The 25,147-nt window shown below is 56.0% G+C and carries 25 protein-coding genes; 17 read left to right on the top strand and 8 right to left on the bottom strand.

Annotated features, from left to right (window positions below; all coding sequences use genetic code 11):
* Positions 1-152: 152 nt before the first annotated feature.
* Together C8P63_RS07575 and C8P63_RS07565 are read right to left on the bottom strand one after the other, a co-directional pair.
* Positions 153-1,073 (bottom strand): proline dehydrogenase family protein, encoded by a 921-nt coding sequence (locus C8P63_RS07575; protein ID WP_108022804.1) that lies wholly within the window; start codon positions 1,071-1,073, stop codon positions 153-155.
* A gap of 1,001 nt (positions 1,074-2,074) precedes the next feature.
* Positions 2,075-2,638 carry a flavodoxin family protein gene (locus C8P63_RS07565; RefSeq protein ID WP_108022800.1) on the bottom strand — a complete coding sequence of 188 codons (564 nt, stop codon included), beginning with the start codon at positions 2,636-2,638 and terminating at the stop codon, positions 2,075-2,077.
* A gap of 398 nt (positions 2,639-3,036) precedes the next feature.
* Between C8P63_RS07565 and C8P63_RS07560 the strand changes: the two genes are divergently transcribed.
* A complete protein-coding gene (locus tag C8P63_RS07560; RefSeq protein ID WP_108022798.1) occupies positions 3,037-3,924 on the top strand; it encodes a LysR family transcriptional regulator in 888 nt (295 codons plus the stop codon).
* 174 nt (positions 3,925-4,098) lie between these two features.
* Here the strand turns inward: C8P63_RS07560 and C8P63_RS07555 are convergent, their stop codons facing one another.
* Positions 4,099-7,284 (bottom strand): M36 family metallopeptidase, encoded by a 3,186-nt coding sequence (locus C8P63_RS07555; RefSeq protein ID WP_211308258.1) that lies wholly within the window; start codon positions 7,282-7,284, stop codon positions 4,099-4,101.
* Between the two features lie 375 nt (positions 7,285-7,659).
* Between C8P63_RS07555 and C8P63_RS07550 the strand changes: the two genes are divergently transcribed.
* The 3 genes from C8P63_RS07550 (at position 7,660) to C8P63_RS07545 (ending at position 9,625) form a co-directional block, all read left to right on the top strand.
* Positions 7,660-8,013 carry a YolD-like family protein gene (locus C8P63_RS07550; RefSeq protein ID WP_170109553.1) on the top strand — a complete coding sequence of 118 codons (354 nt, stop codon included), beginning with the start codon at positions 7,660-7,662 and terminating at the stop codon, positions 8,011-8,013.
* Entirely contained in the window at positions 8,006-8,170 is a 165-nt protein-coding gene (locus C8P63_RS19040) for a hypothetical protein (RefSeq protein WP_170109552.1), read from the top strand. The genes C8P63_RS07550 and C8P63_RS19040 overlap by 8 nt, the downstream gene beginning before the upstream one ends.
* Positions 8,171-8,434: 264 nt before the next feature.
* Positions 8,435-9,625 carry a M14 family zinc carboxypeptidase gene (locus tag C8P63_RS07545; RefSeq protein ID WP_108022791.1) on the top strand — a complete coding sequence of 397 codons (1,191 nt, stop codon included), beginning with the start codon at positions 8,435-8,437 and terminating at the stop codon, positions 9,623-9,625.
* Positions 9,626-9,940: 315 nt separating this feature from the next.
* Here C8P63_RS07545 and C8P63_RS07535 read toward each other — a convergent pair whose 3' ends face one another.
* Together C8P63_RS07535 and C8P63_RS07530 are read right to left on the bottom strand one after the other, a co-directional pair.
* Complete coding sequence (locus tag C8P63_RS07535; RefSeq protein ID WP_108022787.1) at positions 9,941-11,278, bottom strand: DCC1-like thiol-disulfide oxidoreductase family protein; 1,338 nt, start codon at positions 11,276-11,278, stop codon at positions 9,941-9,943.
* On the bottom strand, positions 11,275-11,889 hold the full coding sequence (locus C8P63_RS07530) for a DUF5819 family protein (protein WP_108022785.1): 615 nt from the start codon (positions 11,887-11,889) through the stop codon (positions 11,275-11,277). The genes C8P63_RS07535 and C8P63_RS07530 overlap by 4 nt, the downstream gene beginning before the upstream one ends.
* A gap of 478 nt (positions 11,890-12,367) precedes the next feature.
* Between C8P63_RS07530 and C8P63_RS07525 the strand changes: the two genes are divergently transcribed.
* The 7 genes from C8P63_RS07525 (at position 12,368) to C8P63_RS07495 (ending at position 18,143) form a co-directional block, all read left to right on the top strand.
* Positions 12,368-13,606 (top strand): SGNH/GDSL hydrolase family protein, encoded by a 1,239-nt coding sequence (locus C8P63_RS07525; RefSeq protein ID WP_170109551.1) that lies wholly within the window; start codon positions 12,368-12,370, stop codon positions 13,604-13,606.
* Positions 13,607-13,701: 95 nt separating this feature from the next.
* Complete coding sequence (locus C8P63_RS07520) at positions 13,702-13,971, top strand: hypothetical protein (RefSeq protein WP_108022781.1); 270 nt, start codon at positions 13,702-13,704, stop codon at positions 13,969-13,971.
* A 156-nt stretch (positions 13,972-14,127) separates the two neighbouring features.
* Entirely contained in the window at positions 14,128-14,418 is a 291-nt protein-coding gene (gene gatC, locus C8P63_RS07515; RefSeq protein ID WP_108022779.1) for an Asp-tRNA(Asn)/Glu-tRNA(Gln) amidotransferase subunit GatC, read from the top strand.
* A 12-nt stretch (positions 14,419-14,430) separates the two neighbouring features.
* Positions 14,431-15,885 carry an Asp-tRNA(Asn)/Glu-tRNA(Gln) amidotransferase subunit GatA gene (gene gatA / locus C8P63_RS07510; protein ID WP_108022771.1) on the top strand — a complete coding sequence of 485 codons (1,455 nt, stop codon included), beginning with the start codon at positions 14,431-14,433 and terminating at the stop codon, positions 15,883-15,885.
* Positions 15,882-17,315: an Asp-tRNA(Asn)/Glu-tRNA(Gln) amidotransferase subunit GatB gene (gatB, locus tag C8P63_RS07505; RefSeq protein WP_108022769.1), complete on the top strand. Its 1,434-nt coding sequence runs from the start codon at positions 15,882-15,884 to the stop codon at positions 17,313-17,315. Before gatA ends, gatB begins: the two co-directional genes overlap by 4 nt.
* Before the next feature lie 37 nt (positions 17,316-17,352).
* A complete protein-coding gene (locus C8P63_RS07500) occupies positions 17,353-17,679 on the top strand; it encodes a hypothetical protein (protein WP_108022767.1) in 327 nt (108 codons plus the stop codon).
* Positions 17,680-17,822: 143 nt separating this feature from the next.
* The gene (locus C8P63_RS07495) at positions 17,823-18,143 is read left to right on the top strand and encodes a hypothetical protein (RefSeq protein ID WP_108022765.1); all 321 of its coding nucleotides are present in this window, start codon (positions 17,823-17,825) and stop codon (positions 18,141-18,143) included.
* Positions 18,144-18,276: 133 nt separating this feature from the next.
* Here the strand turns inward: C8P63_RS07495 and C8P63_RS07490 are convergent, their stop codons facing one another.
* On the bottom strand, positions 18,277-18,777 hold the full coding sequence (locus C8P63_RS07490) for a hypothetical protein (RefSeq protein ID WP_108022763.1): 501 nt from the start codon (positions 18,775-18,777) through the stop codon (positions 18,277-18,279).
* Between the two features lie 91 nt (positions 18,778-18,868).
* Here C8P63_RS07490 and C8P63_RS07485 point away from each other — a divergent pair, with 91 nt between their 5' ends.
* From C8P63_RS07485 to C8P63_RS07470, 4 genes are all read left to right on the top strand, one after another.
* Positions 18,869-19,753, top strand: a complete 885-nt coding sequence (locus C8P63_RS07485; RefSeq protein WP_245920770.1) for a YegS/Rv2252/BmrU family lipid kinase — start codon at positions 18,869-18,871, stop codon at positions 19,751-19,753.
* Positions 19,754-19,844: 91 nt separating this feature from the next.
* A complete protein-coding gene (locus tag C8P63_RS07480) occupies positions 19,845-20,687 on the top strand; it encodes a DUF6612 family protein (protein WP_108022758.1) in 843 nt (280 codons plus the stop codon).
* A gap of 79 nt (positions 20,688-20,766) precedes the next feature.
* On the top strand, positions 20,767-20,967 hold the full coding sequence (locus tag C8P63_RS07475; RefSeq protein WP_108022756.1) for a hypothetical protein: 201 nt from the start codon (positions 20,767-20,769) through the stop codon (positions 20,965-20,967).
* A gap of 69 nt (positions 20,968-21,036) precedes the next feature.
* A complete protein-coding gene (locus C8P63_RS07470; RefSeq protein ID WP_108022754.1) occupies positions 21,037-21,216 on the top strand; it encodes a PLDc N-terminal domain-containing protein in 180 nt (59 codons plus the stop codon).
* Positions 21,217-21,344: 128 nt separating this feature from the next.
* On the opposite strand, the gene C8P63_RS07465 is transcribed toward C8P63_RS07470, so the two are convergent.
* The gene (locus C8P63_RS07465; RefSeq protein WP_170109550.1) at positions 21,345-22,295 is read right to left on the bottom strand and encodes a phosphotransferase enzyme family protein; all 951 of its coding nucleotides are present in this window, start codon (positions 22,293-22,295) and stop codon (positions 21,345-21,347) included.
* Between the two features lie 131 nt (positions 22,296-22,426).
* On the opposite strand from C8P63_RS07465, the gene rlmD reads away from it, so the two are divergent.
* Positions 22,427-23,818 carry a 23S rRNA (uracil(1939)-C(5))-methyltransferase RlmD gene (rlmD, locus tag C8P63_RS07460; RefSeq protein WP_108022750.1) on the top strand — a complete coding sequence of 464 codons (1,392 nt, stop codon included), beginning with the start codon at positions 22,427-22,429 and terminating at the stop codon, positions 23,816-23,818.
* Between the two features lie 313 nt (positions 23,819-24,131).
* Positions 24,132-24,338, top strand: coding sequence for a hypothetical protein (locus C8P63_RS07455; protein ID WP_108022748.1), 207 nt, complete (start codon positions 24,132-24,134; stop codon positions 24,336-24,338).
* 206 nt (positions 24,339-24,544) lie between these two features.
* Here C8P63_RS07455 and C8P63_RS07450 read toward each other — a convergent pair whose 3' ends face one another.
* Entirely contained in the window at positions 24,545-24,967 is a 423-nt protein-coding gene (locus tag C8P63_RS07450) for an acyl-CoA thioesterase (RefSeq protein WP_108022745.1), read from the bottom strand.
* Positions 24,968-25,147: the final 180 nt, after the last annotated feature.

Raw genomic sequence — 25,147 nt, 5'->3', positions numbered from 1 at the left:
GTCTGAGAGTTCCAAGCCAAGAATTTCAAGCTGGTTCCATTTTATCAGTTTGTCGATGGGATTGTTTCAAAGTTGTCGTGGGAAAACCCGTTGAACGACGGACCGAAGAAATGAAAATGGAGCCTCATGGCTCCATTGCGGTGTTGAAGCGCTCACTTTTGGAAGAGACTTTTCAGCACAAAGAGGGCATTGGCGGGGCGTTCTGCGATCCGACGGCTGAAGTAAGGGTACCAGTCCTTGCCGTAAGGAGTGTAGACCCTCACTTTGTAGCCTTCCTTGGCAAGTTCCCGCTGCCGGGTTTCCCGGATTCCGAAGAGCATCTGAAATTCAAATTGATCGTTGGGGATGTTGTGCTCTTGGACGAAGTTCTTCGTCCATTGAATAATATTTTCGTCATGAGTGGCAACCGCGGTGTAGCAGCCGTTTTTGAGATGGGTTTCCACCAGGCGGAGATAATTTTCATCCACGTCTTTTTTGTCGGGATAGGCCACGTCTTTGGGCTCCTTATAGGCCCCTTTGACAATTCGCAGGTTGGCCCCCAGCTCACCCAGCTCTTCCACATCTTTTTCGGAACGGTACAGGTAGGACTGGATCACCAGGCCGATGTGTTTCTTGCCGTACTTGGCGAGGAGCTTTTTAAAAATCTCCATGGTGGCCTCGACCCGGGGGGAGTCCTCCATGTCAATCCGGACGAAATTGTCCGTTTCCTTCGCTTTGGCAGCGATCCGGTCCATGTTTTCCAGGCAGAAATCAAAGTCGATATCCAATCCCAGCTGGGTCAGCTTGACGGAGACGTTGGAGTCGACCCCTTCCTCCCGGATGACCTCGAAGGAATCGACGGCTGCCTGGGTTGCGGCGGTGGCTTCGTCCCGGGTGGTGACGCTTTCACCGAGGAGGTCCAGGGTGACCACCAGCCCTTCCCGGTTCAGTTCCTTTACCTTGCGGATGGTGTCGGCCATGTTCTCCCCGGCGACAAAGCGGGAAGCACCCAGCTTCATCCCGTACTTGGAGACCAGCTTTGTCACCAGGGGGTTGGCGGTGACGGTCAGAACAGCTTTTCGTGCGATAGACATCCTTCATCCCTCACAGACTGATTGGATTCCCGGTTTCCGTTTTGGACGCTTCGGTTATGCCGATGGATAGGGATCAGGACACGAATAAGAACCCCGAAGCTGCTTTCGGAGCCGGTTTTCCGTTATGATGTCCTTAAGGAAACCGATTTCATTATATCATGGTTTGTGGAAAGCAAAACTTTTTCCCCCTCCGGGAAGGATTCCCTTTCCCCGGATGACTCGCCTGTCGTTTCTGTCCAAGCCTCAACCCTGCACCGGGCTTATTTTTCCCGGGAAGAAGGATTCCCGAATCGTGACGAAGCTTCGTCTCAGAACCAAAAGGTACACTGAAACAAAAGTGATCTTTTCTTTTGAAGGTCGGCGCACGTGGGACAAATATCCTGCGGTTGTTTCTCCCAAGGTGGTTGGTTTACAGGTCCAAATGAATTTGGGTACGATGCACACAGAATAACAAAGACCGCCGGGGTGGCACCCCCGACGGTCGATGTACCGCGACGATTGGCGAAGGTTGGTTGCATTGAGGACGCAGAAGCCCCCAACTGAGCGAAAGGGCCGGGGGCGTATGCCTTTTCTTCTGGGAGATCCGTTCTTCGATTAAACGCCAAATTTCAAGCATCACTTTTGAACCAGATAGAAGTCAGCAAAGGCCGCCCCATTCACAAGGGAGTTACCGCCTGCCCCAAGCCATTATTTGAGCATTATAACACTCTGCCAAGGAAGAAACTACCAATAATCTGATTACCACAGACTGGTTAAAATTTGCGAGAAAATTACATATATTCGGCACCGATATTGTCCCCTGAACAAACATGGTATTCAAAAGTGAATCGAGGGTCCCAGATTTACGTATTCTTCCCCTTTTTCTCTGAAAGGGGTTTCGTAGCCAGGCGGCGGTACAGCACAAGCGATTTGTCGTTTTGCATAATGGGGATAGCCTTCATCTAACGTTTTCCATACTGATCCAAAGACTTGCACCCACTTTCTCACGGGCTACACTCCTTTCAAGGTTCTTTCATAGAACTGTCACCGTCAGCGCTAAGTTTGAACCTGATGGTCTGAATGGCGGAAAGTGCCTCGGCATCCTGCTCAATATCTTCGGGCCTGTTTCCCGTTCCGATTACATGGCCTGCGAATCTAATTCCGACAAAATCGAAAATATATTGGAATTGTTGGATTAATGGCTGTCCCTTCACATGTGGTTCGTCATCCCCTACAGCAATGACATAAGCCTGCTTGCCGGACAGTTTGGCGAGAAAATCCCCCCGGTTCTCCCGCAAGGATTGGGACCAGCGGTCAATGAAGAGTTTCAAACGACCCGGCAGACCGTACCAGTAGATCGCAGTCGCGAACACAAGGGTGTCCTGCTTCAGAACGCGGTTCATCAGTTTTCGGTAATCATCGTCCGGATACGGGCCCGGCTCCACATGCCTGTAATCGACAATGGGTTCAATCCGGTAGTGGGTCAAATAAATATGATCCGCATCGAATCCTCTGACCAATAATCTCGCCAACCGTTCCGAATTTCCGTTTTTACGGGAACTTCCGTACAGCACTGCGATCCCCATAAAATATCATCTCCTATCGGGTTTCACATTCCAGAGGCAATCCGCCTTATTAAGTGAAATCTGAGGCTTAACGCAACAATGGTGTACCGGACAGCCAGCTTCCCCTTGACTCATATGTTCAGGTTTTTGGAGCCGTTTCCAAAGGTTACGAATGAATCGAAACCGGTGCCCCCGGTTGGTTTCCCGGTATTCTCTCCGAATCTCTTCCCGGCGTGTTCTTGACATCTCTTCCATGAAGCCAAACATCTCTTCACCTCTGATAACAACAATATCCTTTGCTGTTGCTTTTATATATTCATTGTATCTTCTTGACCATGATTTATAAAATAGAACAATACGAACGTATTGATCGGTTTTCGTGATATACTCAAGAAAACCAAACAAGAGGGGGGTAAAGAATGGAGCTTCGGCACTTGAAAACATTTAAGGCAGTGGTTGATGCAGGGGGATTCAGAAAAGCAGCTGAACATTTGGGGTATGCTCAGTCCACGATCACCAGTCATATTCAACTCTTGGAAGAGGAGTTGGAGTCCCCCTTATTTGACCGACTCGGAAAGAAAACGATTCTTACCGAAACCGGTCGCCGATTTTTACCTTACGCAATCCAATTTTTAAAGCTCTATGAGAAAGCAAAAGAAATCCGGGAAGATGACGAGTGTCCCACCGGAACTTTGACAATCGCGGCACCCGAATCCTTAACGGTTTATCGACTGCCACCGGTCATTCATGAGTACAAACAACGGTATCCGCAGGTGGAAATGGTGTTGAAACCTTCACCTAATCGGGAAGCACTGAGCCGTTTGCGTACAGGGGAAACCGATCTGGTGTTCTTATTGGAAAGTGAGTGGAAAGATCCGGATTTGGTAATCAAAAAATTGGTGGACGAACCCATGGTGCTCATTACTCCTCCCGATCACCGTTTCCGGGAAATATCCACTTCGACACTTCCGGCCCTCGTGGAGGAAACCTTTTTGTATACGGAGCAAGGATGCAGTTATCGAATGCTCTTTGAGGATTACTTACAGAAGAATGGGATTGCTCCCAAAACGTCCGTGGAGTCCTGGAGTGTGGAAGCGATTAAACAGTGTGTCATGTGCGGCTTGGGGATATCGTTACTGCCCCGCATTGCGGTTCAATCTGAGATTGAGGAAGGGAAATTGGCGGGTATACCCTGGAAAGAACCCCACTCCGTGGCAACGGTAATGGCCTATCATAAAGATAAGTGGCTGTCACCAGCTCTTAAGGCATTTTTACAAATGGTAAATCAACATGCCATAAGATGGTAATGGACTTTGCTGTCCTGCCCAGCGGTTCGAAAAAAGTACGTCTTTTACCGCAACATGAATTACATGAAGGCAAATATGAGGATTGCTGGCTGATGGCCGATCACAGCCGCCAGGAACCGGTGTAAAACAAAAAAGAGCCGGAAGGGATCATCCTTCCGGCTCTTTGAATGCCGTTCATTCCGCGGGGCGTGCGGTCATCTTGACGGGGACATGGGCACCCAGCCAAAGGTTGGCCACCACGTACCAGGTACCTCCCGGCATCACGCCGGACTCGTCCGCCGCGCTGGAGGCTTTGGTGCCCAGCAGCCGGCAGTCGGCCGAGTAGAAGGCGAGATCGAAGTCGTACGTGCCCTCGCCGGGGCCGGTTGCGGAGACGGTGTGGGTGCCGTCCCCGAAGGATTCGGGCACTTCCATCACCCAGCCGTCCAACCCTTCGGTGGCGGGGTTGGGGTTGCAGGAGGCAGCGAAATCATTCTGGGTCACGCCGCCCGCCGTATCAGAGGTGGGGTTGCCCGCCTCGACGGTCCCTTCTTCCACCACGGGATCTTCATCGGGGAGAGGGGCGGGTTCCACCTCCGGTTGCCGGCCGTCGCCAAACACCTGGATCTCCGCGGTCTGGGCATACCCGAGGGAGTCATCCTGGGCATGGTCGGCGAAGAAGCGGATGTGGGTGGCCTTCACCGGTTGCTTCAACTCCCAGGTAAGGTAGTGGAGTTCGGGGGCCGTCGGCCGAGGTTTACTGGCCTTAAAGGTCCCCTGTTGGACCGTTTTCCAAACGATCCCGTCTTCCGACACTTGCAGGGTGAAATCCTTCAGGGCGGCAAATCGCGCCTTGGAGATGTCCTTGAATGCGCTGACCTGGATGGTTTTCACCGTTACCGGTTCGTCGCCGGCCAGTTTCAGGACCACGTGTTCCCCGTCAAAACCGCTTTCCTTTTCCTGGGTCGCCCAGACGGTCGCCTCGGTGTCATCGAAGGCGTTTTTCGCCTTCAGGGCCGCATCTTCGCTGGTGACGGACATCACCTTTGCGCCGTTGGCCAGGGAGGCGTAGTTGGGACTCAGCTTCACCTTCAGGGATTGGGTTTTCCCTTTGGTGATGGGGATGTCTTTCAGGGTGCGGGAGCCGAATCCCCGGGCCTGGATCGTGATGTCATAGGTGCCTTCGGTCATGTCGATTCCGAAGCCGCCCCGGGTGCCGGTTTTGGCGGCGTGGCTGGTCCGGGCTTCATAAGATCCCACGATCACACGGGCTCCTTCCACCGGTTTGCCGGTGGAAGCGTTGATCACCTTTCCGACCAGCTGCCCGTTCTGGTTGCTGTCCAGATGGTCAAAGGCCGGACGGGGATCGGTGTCGTCGGCGCTGTCGGCGGCGGCACCGGCCCCGAGGCCGCGGGAAGCGAAGACCTTCCACAACTCATGGAAGTGGTCTCCGTGGTGGCGGTCCACATCGGCCGCCAGGATCGCGTCCCGCATGTCGATCATGGAGGGGTTGGGCGCGGAGATCGGCATGGCGTCGACAATCAGCTGTTCCGCCACCCGGGCGCCTTTTTCTTCCCCGTATTTGGCCGCCAGCACTTCCCGGATTTTCCAGAGGATGGCGGACCAGATCTCGCCGTCGGCGTGGACCTCGGGGCCGGTGATGTCATATCCCAGGTCACCGAAGCCGAGGGGGTTGTCCGCAAGCGACCAGTTTCGGATGCCGCTTTCCGCGTTTCCTGTGACATACTCCCCGACCACGGATGTCTCCTGGAGCCCGCGGGACATCAGGTAGGAGACACCCAGCCAGTCGCCCCAGCCTTCTCCCATGGAACCGCTCTGGAAACTGTTGAGGGATTCACCCCCGGCCACCAGGCGGTTGGAAAGGGCGTGGGAATACTCGTGGTAGATGATGCCGGCATCGTAGTCGCCGTCGACGCATTTCCCTTCAAAGGCACCCGGGATCGGTTCCCAAAGGAACATCCCGCTCCAAGAGGCGATTCCGTCCGGGAGGGTCAGCATATAGGCGTTGTCCCGTCCCGTGTAAGTGGGCTCCCCTCCGGTCAGCGCACCGGCCTGGGCCAGACCCAGAATCGGGTCCCCTCCGAGGCCGCCTTTGCCGAAGTTGTCCACTTGGAGGTTGCCCGCCGGTTCCGTCCAACCCAGGTGATAGAGGTGATCGTGGAACAGATTGTGATGGTAGAACAGATTGGTCGTGGCACTGTTCACGTCCTCCGCGTAGGAAGGCGGCGTGTCTTCACACTGGGTGCGGTGCCAGGCATCGGCAAACCCGTAATGGAAATGGGAGAGGGGGTTGACCGGCCGGACGATCCCGGTTCCCTCCGGAACGAGAAAGTTGCTCCAGTTGGCGTAGGAGTCGGCGTTGTTGCCGGCGGTGGTCGGACCGTCCACGCCCTCCACGGGGGATACCCACCCTTTGGGGGAAGCGTCGGGGTCCCCTTGGAAGGACTTAATGACTTGGGTCCCGCCGGCGGGAGCCCCGGGGAAGTTTTCAAACACGCTCCCCTCGGGTCCGCTGTGGTTGACGAGGGAACGTTTGAAGAGGAACTTCCCCGTTTCCGCGTCGACCAGGACCTCATATCCCTCATTCAGTTTCCCGATGAAGAGAATCCGCCAGGCGGGGCGAACGGTTTTTCCCATGGGGAAGACCGCTTTTTTCACCCGCTGCCCGGCGGGGAAGTTGCCTCCGGGAAAAACGTGCCAACCCTTTTCTTCTTTGGATTCACCCGGGGTGAAATCCACTTGGGGAGCGAGGGAAGAAGCCACTTTGTCCAGGGCGTCCGCCGCGCTCAGTTGGAAGCTTCCTTCCAGAGAGGCGGAGGGTTGGGCGCTGGCGGAGACGGAGAGGACTTTCCCGTCCTCGGCCACGGCGACGATGACCCGGCCTCCCGCTGCGGCGGCGGTGCCGTCAAAGGTTTGCTGGAAGGTGACGGGGTGAAGGCCGGTACCGGGAAGGGCGTAATCCCTCACCAGCTGAAGCTTGTCCACTTCGGCCTCCGACCATCCGAACAGTTCCCGGTGGGCGGACAGCCATCCCCGTGCCACTTCTTCCGCCGAACCGGATTTCGGCTTGGACAGGTAACCTTTGCTTTTGAAGAGAAAGGAAGGCGTGCCGAAGGCAGGGTTCCAGGTCACCCTCAGACCGCTTCCCGCTTCGAGGGAGAGATCTTTCAGCGCGTTTTTGATTTTGTCGGTCGGCTGAATCCTCTCCTGCTTCTTGCGTACGTCCAGTTCCCCTTCCGCCGCTTCGGCGCCGGAAGGCTCAATGGATTGGAAAGCCCGGACGGCCGGCCGCTCCCCGAAGGCGAGGGCCAGCATGGCGACAGCCAGCAGAACCGACAGGGACGGGATCCATCTTTTCACGGGATCACCTCTCATCAGAATGAATACTGAACATAATTAAAATATGTGTCAGTTAATATTATAATAGAATGAAAATTAATGGCAATATAAATATTCAGATGGATTGTTTTTTTAAAAAAAAGAAAAGGACGCTTATCAAATGGTTCATATTCATTCGTTATTCTGCCATTGCGGGGGAACCAATCCCCTCCTCCAGCCCATACCGCTTCTTGCCCCGGAAAAAGGCCCTCTTTGGGCCTTTTTCTTATGATGTCCGACCGTGATCACGGTTTGGCAGTCATCACCAAAACCGATGCTCCGTCAGTTTTGACGTTCCTGTCATAAATTCCCGCTTATAATGCGAATATATGTTCGGGTATAATGAGAAATGAGGTGATGAACGTGAAGGCGTTGGAGCGTGGGAATAAGTTGTGGGAAGGCCACCGGATGATGTTGCCGGAACATGAGGCCCAACTTTGGCAGGAGCGGAAGAGAAAAGAGGAGTACCGCCCGCCGGAGTTGGCCCCCGATGCCCTGGAAGAGATCGGGCGCATGATTGAGTGGTCGAAGCTGGAGGAGAAACCGATCGTGGTGACCTACGCCAGCAAATACGGACCGAAAAAGTACCTCGGTCACGTGGTGAAGGTCGATCCCGTGGAGCGTTGGCTGGTCATGCGGAACGGAGAGGATAAGGAGATGCTCCCGTTCTCCATCATCATCGGAGCCGAGGAGCCGACCGACGATGCCTGAACCGACGATGAATTGGGAAGCTCTCTATAAAGAAGCAAGCGCAGCGATGCACAAGGCGTATCACGAATTGTTGAATATCGCCACGCACCTGGATGATCGAAAAGAGGTGCAAAAAAGGGTGTGGCGGGTGGCCGATTATCTGATGAGACATAAATAAAAAGGGCCTCCGCTTTACAAGCAAAAGCCTGGAAAGACGGCTCACGCAGGTATCCAGCGTGGTCCGTTTTTTTATATTTCACCGGGCAAAGGATGGAATCATCGGGATATGATCTTGAAAGGAATACGGGTTCCGGGTAAAATTAATATTGTATGAATTTAGGTAAAATTAAATAAAATTTGTATCGATGGGGGATGCACGGCACGGATTCGCGAAGGACAAGCTTTTTCACCCGAAAACAGTTGAAAAACGGAGGGAAGAGAAATGAAAAAAGCGCTGACACGACTCGGGACGTTGATTGCAGCGGCGGGTTTGGCGATCTCGCCGGTTGCCGCACAAGCACAAGAGACGAATCCCGGAACACCGGACCATCAGCATTTTTCCGTTTCCGGCTTTAAAAGTTATGAACAGCTGGTATCCAAGTTGAAGCAGATTGAGCAGAACAGCCAGGGACGGGTGAGTGTGGAGGCGGCCGGCCATTCAAACCGAGGACGGGCGATACACACAGCCACGGTGGGCCACGGGGACAAGGTGATCATGATCACCAGCCAAATTCACGGGAATGAGCCCACCGGAACAGAAGCCTTGGTCAACCTCCTTCAATATTTGGGATCAAGCCGGTCCCCGCGGGCGGAACAGCTGCGAAACGAGCTTACCCTGGTGGCGATTCCGCAGATGAATCCCGACGCCGCCGTCCTGAACCGGAGGGCCAATGACATGCCCTGGGAGGATGTGACCGCGTCCTTTCCGAGTCTGGCAAATGTCGAACCGGCATGGAACTACTATACCCGAACGATTCAAGGTCATGATTATTCGAAACGTCCCGGCTTTGATGTGAACCGGGACTTCCATCCCGATCTGGATTACCAACCGCAGCCGGAAGACTTCCCGGGCCGGTCCTCTCAACCGGGATGGTACATTACTCCTGAAGCGCAAACGATACGCGATGTATACCGCTCGCTTACTCAAACACACGGAAAAGTGGATGTTTACATCGACCTGCATCACCAAGGACCTTATTATAAAGTGGAGGGAAGCGACGACCTGGTCACCCTCTCCCTGTCCGGACAGTTCGTCCCGGACCCCAACAGCCCGGAGGGGGCCAAATACTCCGAATACGCGGACCGGTACAATTACGATTTCTCCCGGCAGCTCAACGTAGCAGCTTACAATGCCCTGCAAGAGATGGGCCATTCGCCCTTTGACAACATCACGTTGTACCCGCAGGGCTTGGATCTCCCCGGAACTGCATTGGGGTCCTTCGCTCTGAACGGCAGCGGTACCGTGCTGTTTGAAGTTCGCGGACAAACCCAGTCGATGGGACAGAAAAAGCGCGGTCAGTTGGTCAAGGCGGTGGAAACGGGCCTGAACGGGATCCTTGATTCCGTGGCGGCCGGAACCGTCCACGAGATCGACCCGGAAGATTACGAGAAGATTCCAAGCACGGATCGCTGATCATTCCAAGCCTGGTCTCTATAAGGGGACCAGGATTAAAAAAACATCAGCCCGATTGTTCTTGGATGACCGGGTTGGAAGAAGATAGGTGATCGAAAGGATCCACTTCCTTTCTGTCATGGAGTGGCGGCACCCAAAAGACGGCTTCCGTGAAATGCGGAAGCCGTTTCTTATCACTTGCCGGAGGTGTATTGGATCCCCGCCTCGGTTATTTTTCCGGGGATCTGTTTCTTCCAGTGTCTGAAGGGCTTTTCTCAGGACCGCGGATTGGGTTTCCCGGTCCTTTGCCTTGCCCATGTCACCGCGTCGTTCTTTTCAAGAAGTCCGCTTCCGGTCTTCCAAGGAGCAGTGTTCGTCGCAGGCGCCGGTGGGGATGATCGTCCGGCGGGCGGCGATTGCGTCGTAGACCCGCTGTCCGAGACCCAGCCATTTCGACAGGAGGAGGAATGGCAGGACGGGCCAGAGAAGGGGAAGACGGGCTCCCATCTGGATGATCGCGTCAATGCCTTCGCAGAAGCGTCTCCCGTCCCGGGTGCTGTGAAGGCGTTTTTCCAGCCGGTCCGGATCGAGGTTGTGCGTTTTCACCACGTGGGGTTCCCGGAAGGAAACGAAATGCAACAGCCGGAACCAGTCCAGTTTCCGGGCGGTCCGGACGCTTTTGGTGCAGAAAGGACACCATCCGTCGTAAAAGACGGTGACTTCCTGCCGGGTCAGAAACAGGGGGCGGTGTTTTTCCATCAAGGACCCTCCTTTGGACCGAAGGCGCTGCCACCGGCGGGCCAGCCGGCGGTAATCCCGGTCGGTGAGCAGAATCCACTCGCAGGAGATCATATACCAGGAGAAAAGCGCCAGGTTCATCATCAGGCCGACACCGGTGTGGAAGGCGAACGCTCCCGCCACCGCGAGGTATTTGGTGTACCGGTTCAGAAGCAGGAAAGGGAAGGCAACCTGGAAGAGGACGGAGGAATAAGTCAGAAAGACGATCCTGGCTTCCGAGCTCCAGATCCATTCGCTCACCCCGGGCCATACGTAGTCCTGGACCCGCATGGCGTAATAGACGGCGGTCCCTTCCTGCCACATGGAACCCATCACTTTATATATTCCCGATGTGAAATACATAAACAACAGCTGGAGGATGACGGCCACCACGGCGGCGTTGTGCAGGATCGAAAGACAGGGTTCCGCCCGGCCGGGTTTTTTGTTTTTCCGGAAAACCCGGTCAAGGGAGAAACGGGCTCCCGCCTGGGCGAACATCAGATAAAAGAGCTGGATCCGGAGGATATTGTCCCCGCCGTTGGTGACGAAAGGGTTCCGGTAGTACAGGGACCAGACGGTGAGAAAGGTGAGGATCGTGGCCAGACGGGTTTTAAAACCCAGGATGAACATCAGGGTGGCCAGGATCCCCAAGTGATAAACCCCTTCAAAGAACCAGGGGGATTCGCTGATATGAAAAAGCGTCCAGATCCCCCGCTCTTCCGAGCCCTCCAGGAATTTGGCCGTCGGCCAGAGTCCTTCCCCCCCCCAGAGGAGATGCCGTTCGGAATAGTGGTAAAGGAGATGGAAAAGCACTCCCGCCCCGAGGCCGATCCGGGTGAGGGCGGTGCCGATCAAAAGGTGTTTCGTGGTCAGAAAGCGTTCCAGCCGTTCCCTCATCGGGGCCACTCCTTTGCCGGTCCGGAAGGGACGGGTCGGTAACCCAGCCAGTCCGACTCCGCAAAATGGAGTGTGGAGCCATCCGCTTTGTGCCGTTCGTCGAAACGGGGAAAGGTGTCGGTGACCACCCGGAACTTGATCTGTTGGATGGTTTCCCCGGGCAGTACTTCTCCCAGGTAAGTGGAAGTCGCCCGTTGCAGCATCCAGCTTCCTTTTTCCTTTTCCTCCGGGTCCTCCGATTTAAAATCGCGGGAACCGGAAATCAGGAAGCGGAGCACCCTTCCTTCGGAAGAGATCCGGTGATTCTGCCTTTCCCGGACCATGGGGCGGGTGACGTTTTTCCAGCCGGTTTCCCTGATCTCCCCGGTGACGGGATCCCGGATGCGGGCTTTGGCCCAAACCTCCCGGTGCTGGGAAACGGGGTTGGGGGCGAACAGTTTCCAATTCTGGGCGAACAGCGGATCCATGTAAGCATGAAGCGAATCCCAATGTCGGTTCTTCACCGGATTGTTGGGAGTCAGGTAGAGAAACGTAAGGAAAAAGTGAACCATGAGAATCCCCGCCAATAGTGCAGCCCATGCCAGCGGGGCGGAAAATCGGGTCCTTTTCACCGGAACTCACCTCAGCCGGGTTGTCAGTTGAATCTATCATAACACAGGCTGGACGGCAGAAGCGGGGCCCCTTTGAAAGCGGTCCCCAAGTTGTCATTTTTCCTTAATCTGAGCTTTTTCGATCTGTAAACAAAATCATTATAATGAAAAATAGGGTTTTCACTGAATACATAATCAGGGCAATTGTTGTTTAGAAGCGTAGTGATTAGGCATTAGAAGGGAAGCGTTTACCCGAAACAGCGACTTTGCTGTCCTGCCCGGCGGAGAATCAGCCAGCAAGGGCGGGCAGGGGCAAAAGCTTCTCTGTGTTGCATCCGCAGGCATTTGCCCCTGCCCGCAGCAGGAAGATTCGGAGCGGACATTGTATACATCCCTGCAGGACAGCAACCGGAGCGGCTTCGGGTAAATGCCGCCGCCCACTTTTTCACAATACTTTCAGTGCCAACCGAAAATAAACAGAGAACGGAGAAGGGCGAGGATGAAGAAATCATTGGTCGTGTTGTTCATCATGTTTGTGTCGGTGTGGATGTTTTCCGGTTTTGACAACCAAGGGAAGGCGGAAGAGGTCGACCCGGAAAAACAGTGGGTGGGTTCCTGGACGGCCAGCCAGCAAACCCCTTCCGGCACGGCACTGGAAGGGGTGGCAAACCGGAGTGTGCGAATGATCATTCATCCCCATCTGGCGGGAAAAAAGGTGCGACTCCGCCTGTCCAATCCGTTCGGACAGCAATCGGTCACCTTCAAGGAAGTCTACCTGGGTGTGGCGGGGGATGGAGCTTCGCTGGTTCCGCGCAGCAACACCCGGGTCACCTTCGGAGGGAAGCCTTCCGTCACTCTGGGCGTGGGGGAAGCCGTGACAAGCGACACGTTGAATTTCAAGGTGAAGGCCGGACAAAACCTGGCCGTCAGCCTCTATGTGCCTCACGCCACCGGTCCCGTCAGCTGGCACCGGCTGGCGAGGCAGCGTTCCTACCTTTCCGAACCGGGGAACCACGCGGCCACCACGGAGGCTGATGCCTACACCCGACGGATTCATTCCTGGTACTGGCTGACCGGACTCGATGTGATTCCCCATCCGGGAACCACGGGGGGGATTGTTACCTTGGGGGATTCGATCACCGACGGAGCCGGTTCCACCCCCAACGCCAACCATCGGTATCCGGATTTCCTGGCGGAACGCCTTCGGGAGGAAGAGATCCGAAAATCGGTGATGAACGCGGGAATTTCCGGAAACAAAATCTGGCGCGATGACAGGGTGTACGGACCGTCGGCTCTCCACCGTCTGGAACGGGACGTGCTGAGCCAGCCGGGTGTGACCGACGTGATCCTGTTGGAAGGGATCAACGATATCGGCCATGAACCCCATGATGAGGATGCGGAGCACTTGATCCGGGGGATGAAAGAAATCATAGACCGGGCTCATGAAAGAGGGTTGCGGGTATACGGAGGCACCCTTCTCCCTTACGAGGGATCGTACTATTACACCGAAGAAGGAAATGCCGTCCGGGAGAGAGTGAACGAATGGATCCGGACTTCCGGGGCCTTTGACGGCGTGATCGACTTCGCCAAAGTGATGGCGGACCCGGCCGACCCGGACCGGCTCAACCCCGCCTTTGACTCCGGAGACCATCTGCATCCCAACGACGCAGGTTATGAGGCGATGGCCGAGGCGATCCACCTCGACTGGTTCCGGCCCGACCCCACCCAAACGGATTGATGGACGCACAGGGCTTCTCCCGACCGAAACGGATCTTTGCCGTTCGGTCTTTTTTCGAATAAGGAAATGAAACCTGTTTACAGAGGAGAGCCGGGATGGAAAAGAAAAGCCGGACCGTCACCCTGGATGGAGAGCGGCATGTCATCGGGCTGGACCACCGGCCCGACAGGGGCACGGTGATGTTGGACGGAATCTCCATCGAAAAATGGGAGCGGGTGGACCCCGGCGACCGTGATCATGCCTTTCCCCTCAGAGGACGACGTATCGGTGTCCATGTCCGGTACGATTCCACGGCGGGGGAACCCAGTCCCCCTTTGTCAGAATCCCGGTCCCTCCCGCCGAACAGGCCTTTCTTTTTCCAATGAGCTGTCACAGGGGACGGGGGTAGAAGGCGGCCGGTTTGTGCTATACTGTTATGAAGAAAGAGAGGCCTTGTCCGATCATCGGAAAAGTGGGCGGCGACGGGTTACTGGGCGCCGCTTTGTTTCTTGAAACGAGATCTGCAGACGGAGGTGGATGTCATGGCAATTTCCAAGGACCAGGTGGAACATGTGGCCAAACTGGCCCGACTGAATCTGACGGAGGAAGAGGCAAAGGTGTACACCGAACAACTGAACGACATTCTGAAGTTCGCCGAAAAGCTGAATGAACTGGACACGGAGGACGTGGAACCCACCAGTCACGTGCGGCCCATGGCCAATGTGTTGCGGGAAGACAAAAGCCGACCTTCTCTGGATCGGGAAAAAGCCCTATTGAACGCGCCGGAGAAAAAAGACGGCATGTTCCGGGTACCGGATGTATTTGAGGAGTAAAGGAGGAAAATCATGTCGCTTGTGAAACAACCGATCAGAGAATTACATAAACAGCTGAAAAACCGGGAACTGACCGCCACGGACCTGGTGAACACTTCCCTGGAAAGGATCGGGGAGATCGACGGAACAATCCGCGCCTTCCTGAAGCTGGATGAAGAGGGCGCCCGTGACCGGGCGAAGAAGCTGGACGACTCGGGCGAATTCGGTCCCTTGGCCGGGTTGCCGATGGGTGTCAAGGACAACATCAACACCCGGGGAGTCCTGACGACCGCGGGGAGCAAGATCCTGGACCATTACACGCCCCTCTATCATGCCACGGTGATGGAGAAGTTGGAGAAAGCCCGGGCCAACATGATCGGCAAGATGAATATGGATGAATTCGGCATGGGTTCTTCCAATGAGAACTCCGGCTACTTCGAAACCCGGAATCCTTGGGATCCGGAGCGCGTCCCCGGCGGCTCCAGCGGGGGTTCGGCGGCGGCGGTTGCATCGGGGCAGGTTTCCTTTGCCCTGGGGTCGGATACCGGCGGCTCCATCCGGCAACCGGCGGCCTTCTGCGGTGTGGTCGGACTGAAGCCCACCTACGGTCGGGTGTCCCGCTTTGGACTGATCGCCTTCGCATCGTCTCTGGACCAGATCGGGCCGATCACCCGGAATGTGGAGGACGCCGCTTACGTCTTGCAAGCCATCGCCGGACACGATCCCCTGGACTCCACTTCCGCCGATGTGGAAGTGCCGGATTATCTCTCCGCTCTGAAAGGAGAGGTGAAAGACCTGAAAGTGGCGGTTCCCGCGGAGTGGATGGGGGAAGGGATCGATCCGGGTGTCAGGGAGAAGGTGGAACAATCCCTCAAAGTCCTGGAGGATCTGGGGGCGCGGGTGGAAGAAGTGTCGCTTCCGCACATCGATTACGCCGTGGCCACCTATTACCTCTTGGCCCCGGCGGAAGCTTCTTCCAACCTGGCCCGTTACGACGGCGTCCGCTACGGGCTCCGGGTGGAAGGGGAGACCCTCATCGACACCTTCAGCAACACCCGGAGCGCCGGCTTCGGCGAGGAAGTGAAGCGGCGCATCATGCTGGGAACCTATGCCCTCAGTTCCGGTTACTATGACGCTTATTACCTGAAGGCGCAAAAAGTGAGGACCCTGATTCGCCGCGATTTCGAAAACATTTTCAATCAATATGACGTGGTGGTGGGACCGACGGCTCCGACCACGGCCTTCCGAATCGGAGAAAAGACCGCCGATCCCCTGACCATGTATCTGAACGACATTTGCACGATTCCGGTAAGTCTGGCCGGGCTGCCCGCGGTCAGCGTTCCTTGCGGCCTTTCCGGGGGACTGCCGGTCGGTCTTCAAATCGTGGGCCGTCCCTTCGACGAAGCCGGTGTGCTGAAGGTGGCCCATGCTTATGAGCAGCACGGGGAACGCTTGCCGGAACCGAAGTTGGGAGGCGAGGTCCAATGACCCGTTTTGAGACGGTGATCGGTCTGGAGGTTCATGCCGAACTGTCCACGGAATCCAAGATCTTTTGCGGATGCTCCACCGAATTCGGAGCTCCGCCCAACACCCACACCTGCCCGATCTGTCTCGGGCATCCGGGAACGCTTCCCGTCCTGAACCGGCGGGCGGTGGAATTCGCCATGAAAGCCGCCCTGGCTCTGAACTGCAAGATTGCCGAAGTCAGCAAATTCGACCGGAAGAACTATTTTTACCCGGACCTGCCCAAGGCTTATCAAATCTCCCAGTACGATCAACCGATCGGACAGAACGGCTGGATCGAGATCGAGGTGGGAGGGGAGAAAAAACGGATCGGCATCACCCGGGTGCACCTGGAGGAAGATGCCGGGAAACTGAACCACTCGGAAAACGGAGACGGTTCCCTGGTGGATTATAACCGGGTCGGCGTCCCGTTGATCGAGATCGTCTCCGAGCCCGATATGCGCTCTCCCGAAGAAGGACGGGCCTACCTGGAAAAACTGAAGCAGATCCTTCAATACACCGGTGTGTCCGACGTTAAAATGGAAGAAGGATCGCTGCGCTGTGACGCCAACATCAGTCTCCGGCCGGCGGGAAGCCGGGAATTCGGAACCAAGACGGAGATGAAAAACCTCAACTCCTTCCGGAATGTGGAGCGGGCGCTCAAATACGAAGAGGAACGGCAGGCCAGGGTGCTCTCTGAAGGAGGCACCATTGTCCAGCAGACAATGCGGTGGTTGGAAAACGAAAACCGGACCAAAGTGATGCGTTCCAAAGAGGAAGCCCACGATTACCGTTATTTCCCGGAACCCGATCTGGTGCAGCTTCAAATAGACCGGAGTTGGAAGGAAGAAGTGAAAAAGAGTCTTCCGGAATTGCCGGACGCCCGCCGGGAGCGGTACATGAAAGAGTTCGGTCTGTCCGCTTACGATGCGGATCTGTTGACGGCCACCAAGAAGATTGCCGACTTCTACGACCAGGTGGCCGCCGAAGGTGCGGACCCCAAAAGTGCGGCCAACTGGGTTTCTTCCGAACTCCTGGGGTATTTGAACAACCAGGACCGGGAACTGGAAGACACCCGGATCACTCCTTCCTCCCTTGCCTCGATGATCCAGCTGATCGAAAAGGGGACCATCAGCTCGAAAATCGGGAAGAAAGTATTTAAGGAACTGGTGGAAAACGGCGGAGATCCGGCCAAAATCGTGGAAGAAAAAGGTTGGGTACAGATCAGTGATGAAGGGAAACTGAAAGAGATTGTCACGGAAGTGGTCGAAGCCAATCCGCAATCGGTGGAGGATTACAAAAACGGGAAGGACAGGGCGCTTGGCTTTTTGGTTGGCCAAGTGATGAAGGCGACCAAAGGAAAAGCCAATCCCCAAATGGTCAACCGGCTGATCTTGGAGAGAATCAACGGGTGAGACCCGATGATCGGTTCCGGATCGACCGGGGGATCGGGTGGAAGTGGGGATAAATGAGGTGTTTCGCATGCAGATCTGGTACGGGGCGATCGTCCTGTTTTCCTTAGGGCTGGGACTGAGCTACCTGCAGGATGAGCCCCCTCATGCGGTCAATTTTTTCGTGATCGCGCTGTATTTTTTCGTCATCCTGTACGAATTCAGGGGTAAGCCTTTTTCCCGCCGGACGTACCTTCTCCTGAGCCTCCTGTTGACAGGAAACGCGATGATCCAGTTTTTCCTCGCGGAAAACAACGCGATTTTCGGGTTGGTCAGCCTGTTTTTCGCCTATCTGGCCCTGCAGGGCCGGCGCCGTCTCCGGCATTGACTTCGATCTGACCGTCCGCCTGCCGGCGGGCCTTTTTTTTACCCTCTTCAGACGTATAAGAGCCGGCGATGTGCAGCACAATAGCTGTCGGTGGGTTTCTTTAGCCGCCCGCCGAAGATTCGGAAAAAGGGGGCGTTTGTTTTATGGTTCAGCAAAACAACCAGCAGCAAGGGCAACAGCAGCAAAACCAGCAGTACCAGCAGGCCGTTCAAGCAGCCCGCCAAGCGATGCAACAGGTTCAGCAGGCCCAAAACCAGGCCAATCCTCAAGCCTTGAATCAAGCCCAGCAGCAACTGCAGCAAGCCCAACAACAGGTTCAACAGTTGCAACAGAGCCAGGGAGGGCAGATGAACTCCCAGCAACAACAGCAGTTGCAGCAGGCGGTGCAGGACCTCAGCCAGGCTCAGCAAAAGATTCAGCAGGCGCAGTCCATCAACAACCCCGCCGAATATCAGCAGTACTGAGGCTAAAGAAGAGAGAGGGAGCCGGTTTGGCTCCCTTTTTCTTGGAAAGGCCGGGACGGATGAGGTTTAACCCCGTCATGGAAGGGCATAAAATATATGGATGAGAAATGGGCCACGATGGACGTGGCCCTTCTTATCGGGGGGCGAAACGATTCCACTGCAGGCTTCCGATCAGTTCCCGGGAATGAACCATGGCTTCCTGAAGGGTATTTTCTGAGTAATCCAGCCATTGAATCCAATTTTCCACCGCTGTCCGGGCGTCCGCAGGAATCTTTCGTTTCAGTTCCATCAGATTCCCCCGTTGGATCCGGTCATGGCGCCGGGCGTTATACAGACTGCCGACCAGCTGGGAGACTACCGTTTCATGCCAGTCTTCGCCGCCGATCCGTTCCAGGCAGCCTTGGGCCGTCAGGCGGTGATGCCCTCTCCGCATGTCTTCTTCCCGGACCGAGCGGAGTTCCGGCCGTTCGTGGATCCCGGGGAGTGAGGCCATCTGACCCGCGATACTGAGAAGGATGGATTCGGCGAACAGACTTTGGAAAAGGGCGTTTTTTGCCGGTTGCAACCGCTCGGGGCGGGGCCCGGCCGAAGGGTTTTGCTTCGCCCGGCTTTGCCCGGATTCGGAAGTCTTCATTTGAGCAACCCTCCTTCCGGGGTGTTCTGATTTCATTTGTATGCGGCAAACGGCGGGTTCATCTGTCCAAAAGCTTGAAGGGGGGATCGGGGTGCGGACACGGGCGCGTATCATCTACAACAAAACAGCGGGGCGGGAAGTTTTTGAAGGGCAACTGCCCCGCATTCTGGAACGTCTGGAGGGGCATGGGCTGGAAACCTCCTGTCACTCGACCCGATGTCCGGGGGACGCCGCCAACGCCGCCGAAGAGGCGGTGGATAACGGTTTCGAGGTCGTCATTGCGGCGGGCGGCGACGGGACGGTTCACGAAGTGGCAGGAAGTCTCTCCCGACGGGAACATCGGCCCCGGCTCGGGATTCTTCCCTGCGGCACCAGCAATGATCTGGCCCGGGCCTTAGGTCTTCCCCGGAATCTGCTGGAAGCTTGCGACGTGATCGGAAAAGGCTGCACCTCCCGGATGGACGTGGGAAAAGTGGGGGATCAGTATTTCGTCAATGTGGCCGCGGCGGGAGTGATGACCGAGGTGACCTATGAAGCTCCCAGTCGGCTCAAAACCCTTCTCGGACAAGCGGCTTACTATGCCAAAGGGCTGGAAAAGCTGGGAAGCTTGTTCCGCCCCTTCGGGATCCGGGTGGAAACTCCGGACCGGGTGGTGGAAGAAGAAATCCTGCTTCTGCTGATCGCCAACAGTCCCTCCATCGGCGGTTTTGATCAACTGGCTCCCCATGCGGACATCAGCGACGGCCGGTTGGATGTGTTGGTGGTCCGGAAAGCGGGGTTGACGGACCTCGTTCAACTGGTGAGGGCCGTCCTCCGGGGAGAGCATCTCCGGGATGATCGAATCCTTTATTTTCAGGCGGATCAAATGGTGATCACCCCCAAGGAGACGATGAAGCTCAACCTGGACGGAGAGTGGGGCGGGGAGCTTTCCGGCCGGGTGGAAATCCTGGCGGGACACTTGGAAGTGTTTTGTTGACCCCTCTGCAACACCACTTCCTTTCTGTTGACAGAGCGGCAAAATCCGGTAGAATCCGTTCCACAGACTTTTTTTGTGGAAGGGATCATTCATGTACCTTTACCGATGGACCGCCTTGGCTCTCTCCCTCCTGTTGGTTCTGTCCGGCTGCAGTCCCGCATCCGGGGAACCGGAGAGAGAAAGAAAAAAGGCGAAAGAAGAGCGGATCCGGCAAATGACCCCGGAGGACCTCCTGGGAGAGTCCCTGAACTCCATGGGCAAAATGAAAGGATACCGGTGGAACAGCACCCACCGCCAGCAGTTGGCGTTCCGGAACCAACCGGAGAAAAACACCCGGGTGGACATGAAGCAAACAGTGGAAATGACGCGGAAGCCCGTCCGGATCCATATCGACGGGACGTGGTCCCTTCACCGGAAATACCTCCGGGAAACCCGTCCCCGACGCACGTACGTAACGGAAAAAAAAGAATACCGGTTTGACCGGAACCGCTGGAGGGAACGGAAGCGGGACGGTGCCGGGATGACCATGAACCGGGAAACGGATCCCCTGTGGGTGTTGAAAAAAATACGGTTCGCGGCGGAGAAGACCGAAGTGGAGCGAAAGAAAAACGGACTGGTGATCACCGTCCGTCTGGAGGGAAAACCGGCAGAACCCTTACTCGACCCTCTGTCGGAGCGTTGGACCCCCATTCCGGCCGACGCCGAAGCCCGGCCCGTAAGACCCGCCGCCAAGGTGCGTCTCTGGGTCGACAAAGAGACGTTCCGCCTGACCAAAGCCGAAAAAGCGGTGGAGTACACCCTCGATTTGGAAAATGAACAGATAAAAGTCCGCCAGGAATGGATTCACCGGTTGAAAGGGGAAGTGGATAAGGTCCAGGTGCCGGAGAAGGTGCAGCAGAGCGCGATCCTTTCGGAACGCGATCCCTCCCGCTGATGCGGGAGGTTTTTTCCTTTCGGAGGGAATATCCGGTTTTAAAAAGTGGCAACAATAGAAAGCAGTGAGGTGAAATGGGATGAAAGTCCGTAATCTTGAGTTTTTCGGAACCCTGATGGCGGATGACCAAGAGCTCGGCACCGTTGCGGTCCGGGAGGTCGATGTCAGCCGGGCCGGCTTGCTCCTTTTCAGGGAAGGGTGGAAGAAAGCACCGGAGGGTACGCGCTGTGTATGGATTCCGAAATTGGAAAAACGAATCGTCGAAAGCACCCGCCCGTAATAAGCGGATGCTTTTTTCGCTTGATGGTTTGTTGAAAACCAACGTCATGTCAAAGGAGAGTGAACGGCAGTGGAGCTGTTCTTGTTCGTAATCAACCTGGTGATCGTTGTCTATGCGTGGGTCCGCCTTTGGAAAGCTCCGGACACCCGGGGCCCCAAATGGATGTGGTTTTTCATCATTCTGTTCCTGGAGGCTTTAGGGGCCGTCCTGTTCCTGATCTTCGGGACCCGGGGCCGTCAGACAGCGTGATGACTCCATCAGGTGCTTGATTCGGATAACAGAGGGAACCGGATCCCGGAGCGCCTGCCCCTGCCCGCAGCCGGAAAATTCGGGGCGATTTCGGGTAAATGCCGCCGCTCACTTTTTTCACCATACTTCTAGAAGGGGATCTCCACCACGGGGAGGTCTTCCAACAGACGCTCTTTTCGCCCTTTCATGAACGGGTGATCCGTCCTCTTCCGGCCGGTCAGAACCAGGTACAGAAGCAACTCCCGCTTTTTCATGAAGAAAGGAATCTCCTTCAGCCACTGTGAACTTAAGGCGTTCATCCGCGCGTATCCCTCCAGGAAGGCTTCATAGAACCGGGGGGCGTCCTTTCTTCTCTCTTCCGTTCCGGGAAAGACGGCGTAAAAAAGGGCCAGAGCGATATCTTCCACAAACCAGGAATACGTGCTGTCGTCGAAATCAAACAAGGTGATCTTTCCCCGGTCCAGAAAAAAATTGCCTCTGTGGACATCCGAATGAACCAAACCGAAGGAATCCGGTCCCTTCGGGAGTTGATCCAGATACTCCCGGTTTTCCCAAAACCGTTTGGCGATGCCGTCATCCACCCGGTCCAGGTAACGGTCCCCGCAGTCGTCCAGCTCTTCCCGCCATTCCGGTCGGCGACACTGTGGGTTGAGGGGAGTGTAGGCTTTCGTCAGGGCATGCATCTTCCCTACGAACTCCCCCATGTTGCGGAAGAGAGGAGTGTCCCAATCTTCATTGGTGGGAGGTTTCCCCGGTGCCTTGAGGAAAGCGGCGGCGGTACCGGCCGAATCCCCTTCGTCGAGGTGGAAAACCCACCGCCCGTCCAAAGTCGGGACCGGTTTGGACACGGACAAACCGTTTTCGCCCAGGTACCGCACCCAGTCCAGTTCGGCCCGGATTTGATCCGGACATCGGTGGGACAGGGGGGTGATCCGCAGGATCCGGGTTCCGGCGGGATGGTCGTATTCGTAAATCCAGCTTTCAAACCCGCCCAGAAAGCGGTTGGTTTTGATGCCGTAGGCATGCTTGGCCTGTTCGGGAATCTGCGGTTTTGTCTCTTCCGGGCTCTCGTGCCCCATGAGATCCAACCTCCGTTTCATCGGATCGTATTCGGCCGTGGTGACGGTCGGGCGGGATGGCTCCTTCCACTGCAGTGGGATATACTGATAAAATGAGGTTTTGTGAATGAACTGTGGAGGAGTCGGACAACATGCCGAAGCTGAAGCCCCCGGTGGAACCGGGTGAACGCATACAAGTCGAGATCACGGGCCAAAGTCATACCGGGGACGGTGTGGGAAAAGTGGAGGGTTTCACCGTCTTTATTCCCCTCGCTATTGCGGGGGAACGGGTGGAAGCGCGGGTGACCCGGGTGAAAAAAACCTATGCCCACGCCCGTCTGGAGAAGGTGCTGAAAGCCAGCCCGAACCGGGTGGACGCGCCTTGTCCCGTCTTTGAACGGTGCGGAGGGTGTCAGGTGCAACATATCGCTTACCCCGTCCAGCTGGAGGCCAAACGAAAGCAGGTGGCCGACGCCTTTGCCCGGATCGGCGGTTTGGAGAACGTGGAGGTCCTTCCGGTCCTCGGCATGAAGGAGCCTTGGAATTACCGGAACAAGGCCCAAGTTCCCTTCGGCGGCTCCAGGGGAAGGGTCCGGGCGGGCTTTTATGCCGCCGGCTCCCATCAGATTGTGGAGTTCGAACACTGCATGGTCCAGCAGCCCGAAAACGACCGGGCCATCCAACGGGTGAAGGAACGGGTCAAGGAGCTGGGCATCCCGCCCTACGACGAGCGGAAACACCGGGGGGTGCTCCGCCATGTGATGGTTCGGACCGGGGTCCACACCGGGGACGTCATGGTCGTCCTGGTCACCAACGGTCCGAAGCTTCCCGGCCGGCAGAGGCTGGTGGAGGGGTTGCGGGAAGACATTCCGGGGCTCGTCTCCTTGGTTCAGAACATCCAGCCGAAGCGGACCAACGTCGTCCTGGGCCCGGAAAACCGGATTCTCTGGGGAGAACCGGTCATCCATGACACCATCGGCCCGGTCCGGTTTGTCATCTCGCCCCATTCGTTTTTCCAGGTGAACCCTGCCCAGACGGAAATCCTGTACGAGCAGGTGAAAAAACACGCGGAACTGAGTGGCCGGGAGACGGTGATCGATGCTTACTGCGGCATCGGCACCATCGCACTCTGCCTGGCAGAAGATGCCGCCCGCGTCTTCGGAGTGGAATCCATCCCCCAGGCGGTGGAGGATGCCCGGCACAACGCGGCGCTGAACGGGATCGATCACGCCTCCTTCGAAGCGGGGACCGCCGAGGAAGTGATGCCCCGCTGGGCGGAGGAGGGGATCCGCCCCGACGTCATCGTCGTCGACCCGCCCCGCAAAGGCTGCGCGCCCGAATTCCTGGACGCAGCTGTGAAGATGAATCCCGACCGCCTCGTCTACGTCTCCTGCAATCCCGCTACCCTTGCCCGCGACGCCGCTTACTTAAAGGAACGGGGATACGTCAACCACGAGGTTCAGCCCGTGGACATGTTCCCCCAAACCGGACATGTGGAGTGTGTGACGGTGTTTCGGAAGCGAAAAGAGGAAGGGAGATTGTAACTGCGGTCACAGAAGAAAGAGGGGACTTGTATAAACCGCCTCTCCCCCTTGAAGTAAAAGGGGGAGAGGCGGTTTTTAACAAGATGGTCCCCTCACATTCCGGAGGAAACCCAAGTGATGTTTTCGGAAAAGTGAAAAAATAAGCCGGCCGGAGCGGAGCGATTGAAGATGTTGAAGTCCCGTTCGTGATTTTGGCTGTGATTCCCCCTCAGCATGAGAGCGGGCGACTGCACTGAAACCATCGTTTCTGTTTTAAAAACCCTTTTGTATATTTAAGATAAATTTCTCCCGATAATATACTGAGGTGATCGGGATGATCCAGCGCGATGAGAACACAGGGGAGTATATCGCCACCTGCGACACATGCGGAAGAGTGATCGAAACAAAAACAAGTGAAGAGGCGGTGTTAAAAGCGGTATCGGAAAGAATGGAACCGCTTGGGCGGTTCGAGCTCATGGGAATCGATCCCGATAAAATTTATTGTTATGACTGTATGGCAATGGACAGCTACTTCAAATGAGTCCATTGACAATCGGGACCGATTGCCGGTCCACGGCGGGATTTCATCGATCCTGATTTGAACCTGGAACTCGCATCCTGTCTTCTTAAATGGCCACCTTATGTGGCCTTTTTTATCGAGTCCACCGGAAGGGGGAGTCACATTCGCTCCCCCCCCGGTCATTATGGGTAATATTACCCTTCCCTGGGATCGATATTTGCGGGGAATCAATCCCCTTGGCCTTTTGATGCTGGATCCTGCCCCCTCATGTGAGCTTCCAATTGTTCTCGAATCTCCGGGGGGATCGGTTCCGGTTTCTGTGTGGACAAATGAAAGTTGATATAGGTCGCTGTGCCTTTGGCACACAGCCGGCCCTCCTGATGCAACTCTTCCTCCAGCACGAGGCTCGTGTTTCCGATCTTTTGCACCCAGGTGAGCACCTCGACTTCTTTACCGTAATAGAGTTGGTCCAGGTAATCCACATTCATGTTCACGATCACCATTTTCCATCGGTCGAAGGATAAATCCGGTGTGAACATTTTGAAGATCGGCTCGCGGCCTGCTTCAAACCAGACCGGCACCGTGGTGTTGTTGATGTGCCCCACTCCGTCTGTTTCAGAGACGCGGGGCTGGATGACGGTACGAAACATGTGAACCTCCCGTGTTCATTGAATGGCTGTGTACAGCATACACCGGGGGCCGCCGACAGTAAAAGACATTTTCCGGAAGAACTTAGCCAACGCAGGAATTTCGGCTGAGCGAAGAAAGCTGCCGATCCACTGGAAGCGTTGTGCTTTCATGTTCGTTTCGAGAAAAGCGGAAGCGTTTAA

The organism is Melghirimyces profundicolus (genome assembly GCF_003054245.1).
Lineage (GTDB): Bacteria > Bacillota > Bacilli > Thermoactinomycetales > DSM-45169 > Melghirimyces > Melghirimyces profundicolus.
The sequence above is the reverse complement of the archived record's forward strand: the minus strand, read 5'-3'. Positions and strand labels throughout refer to the sequence as shown.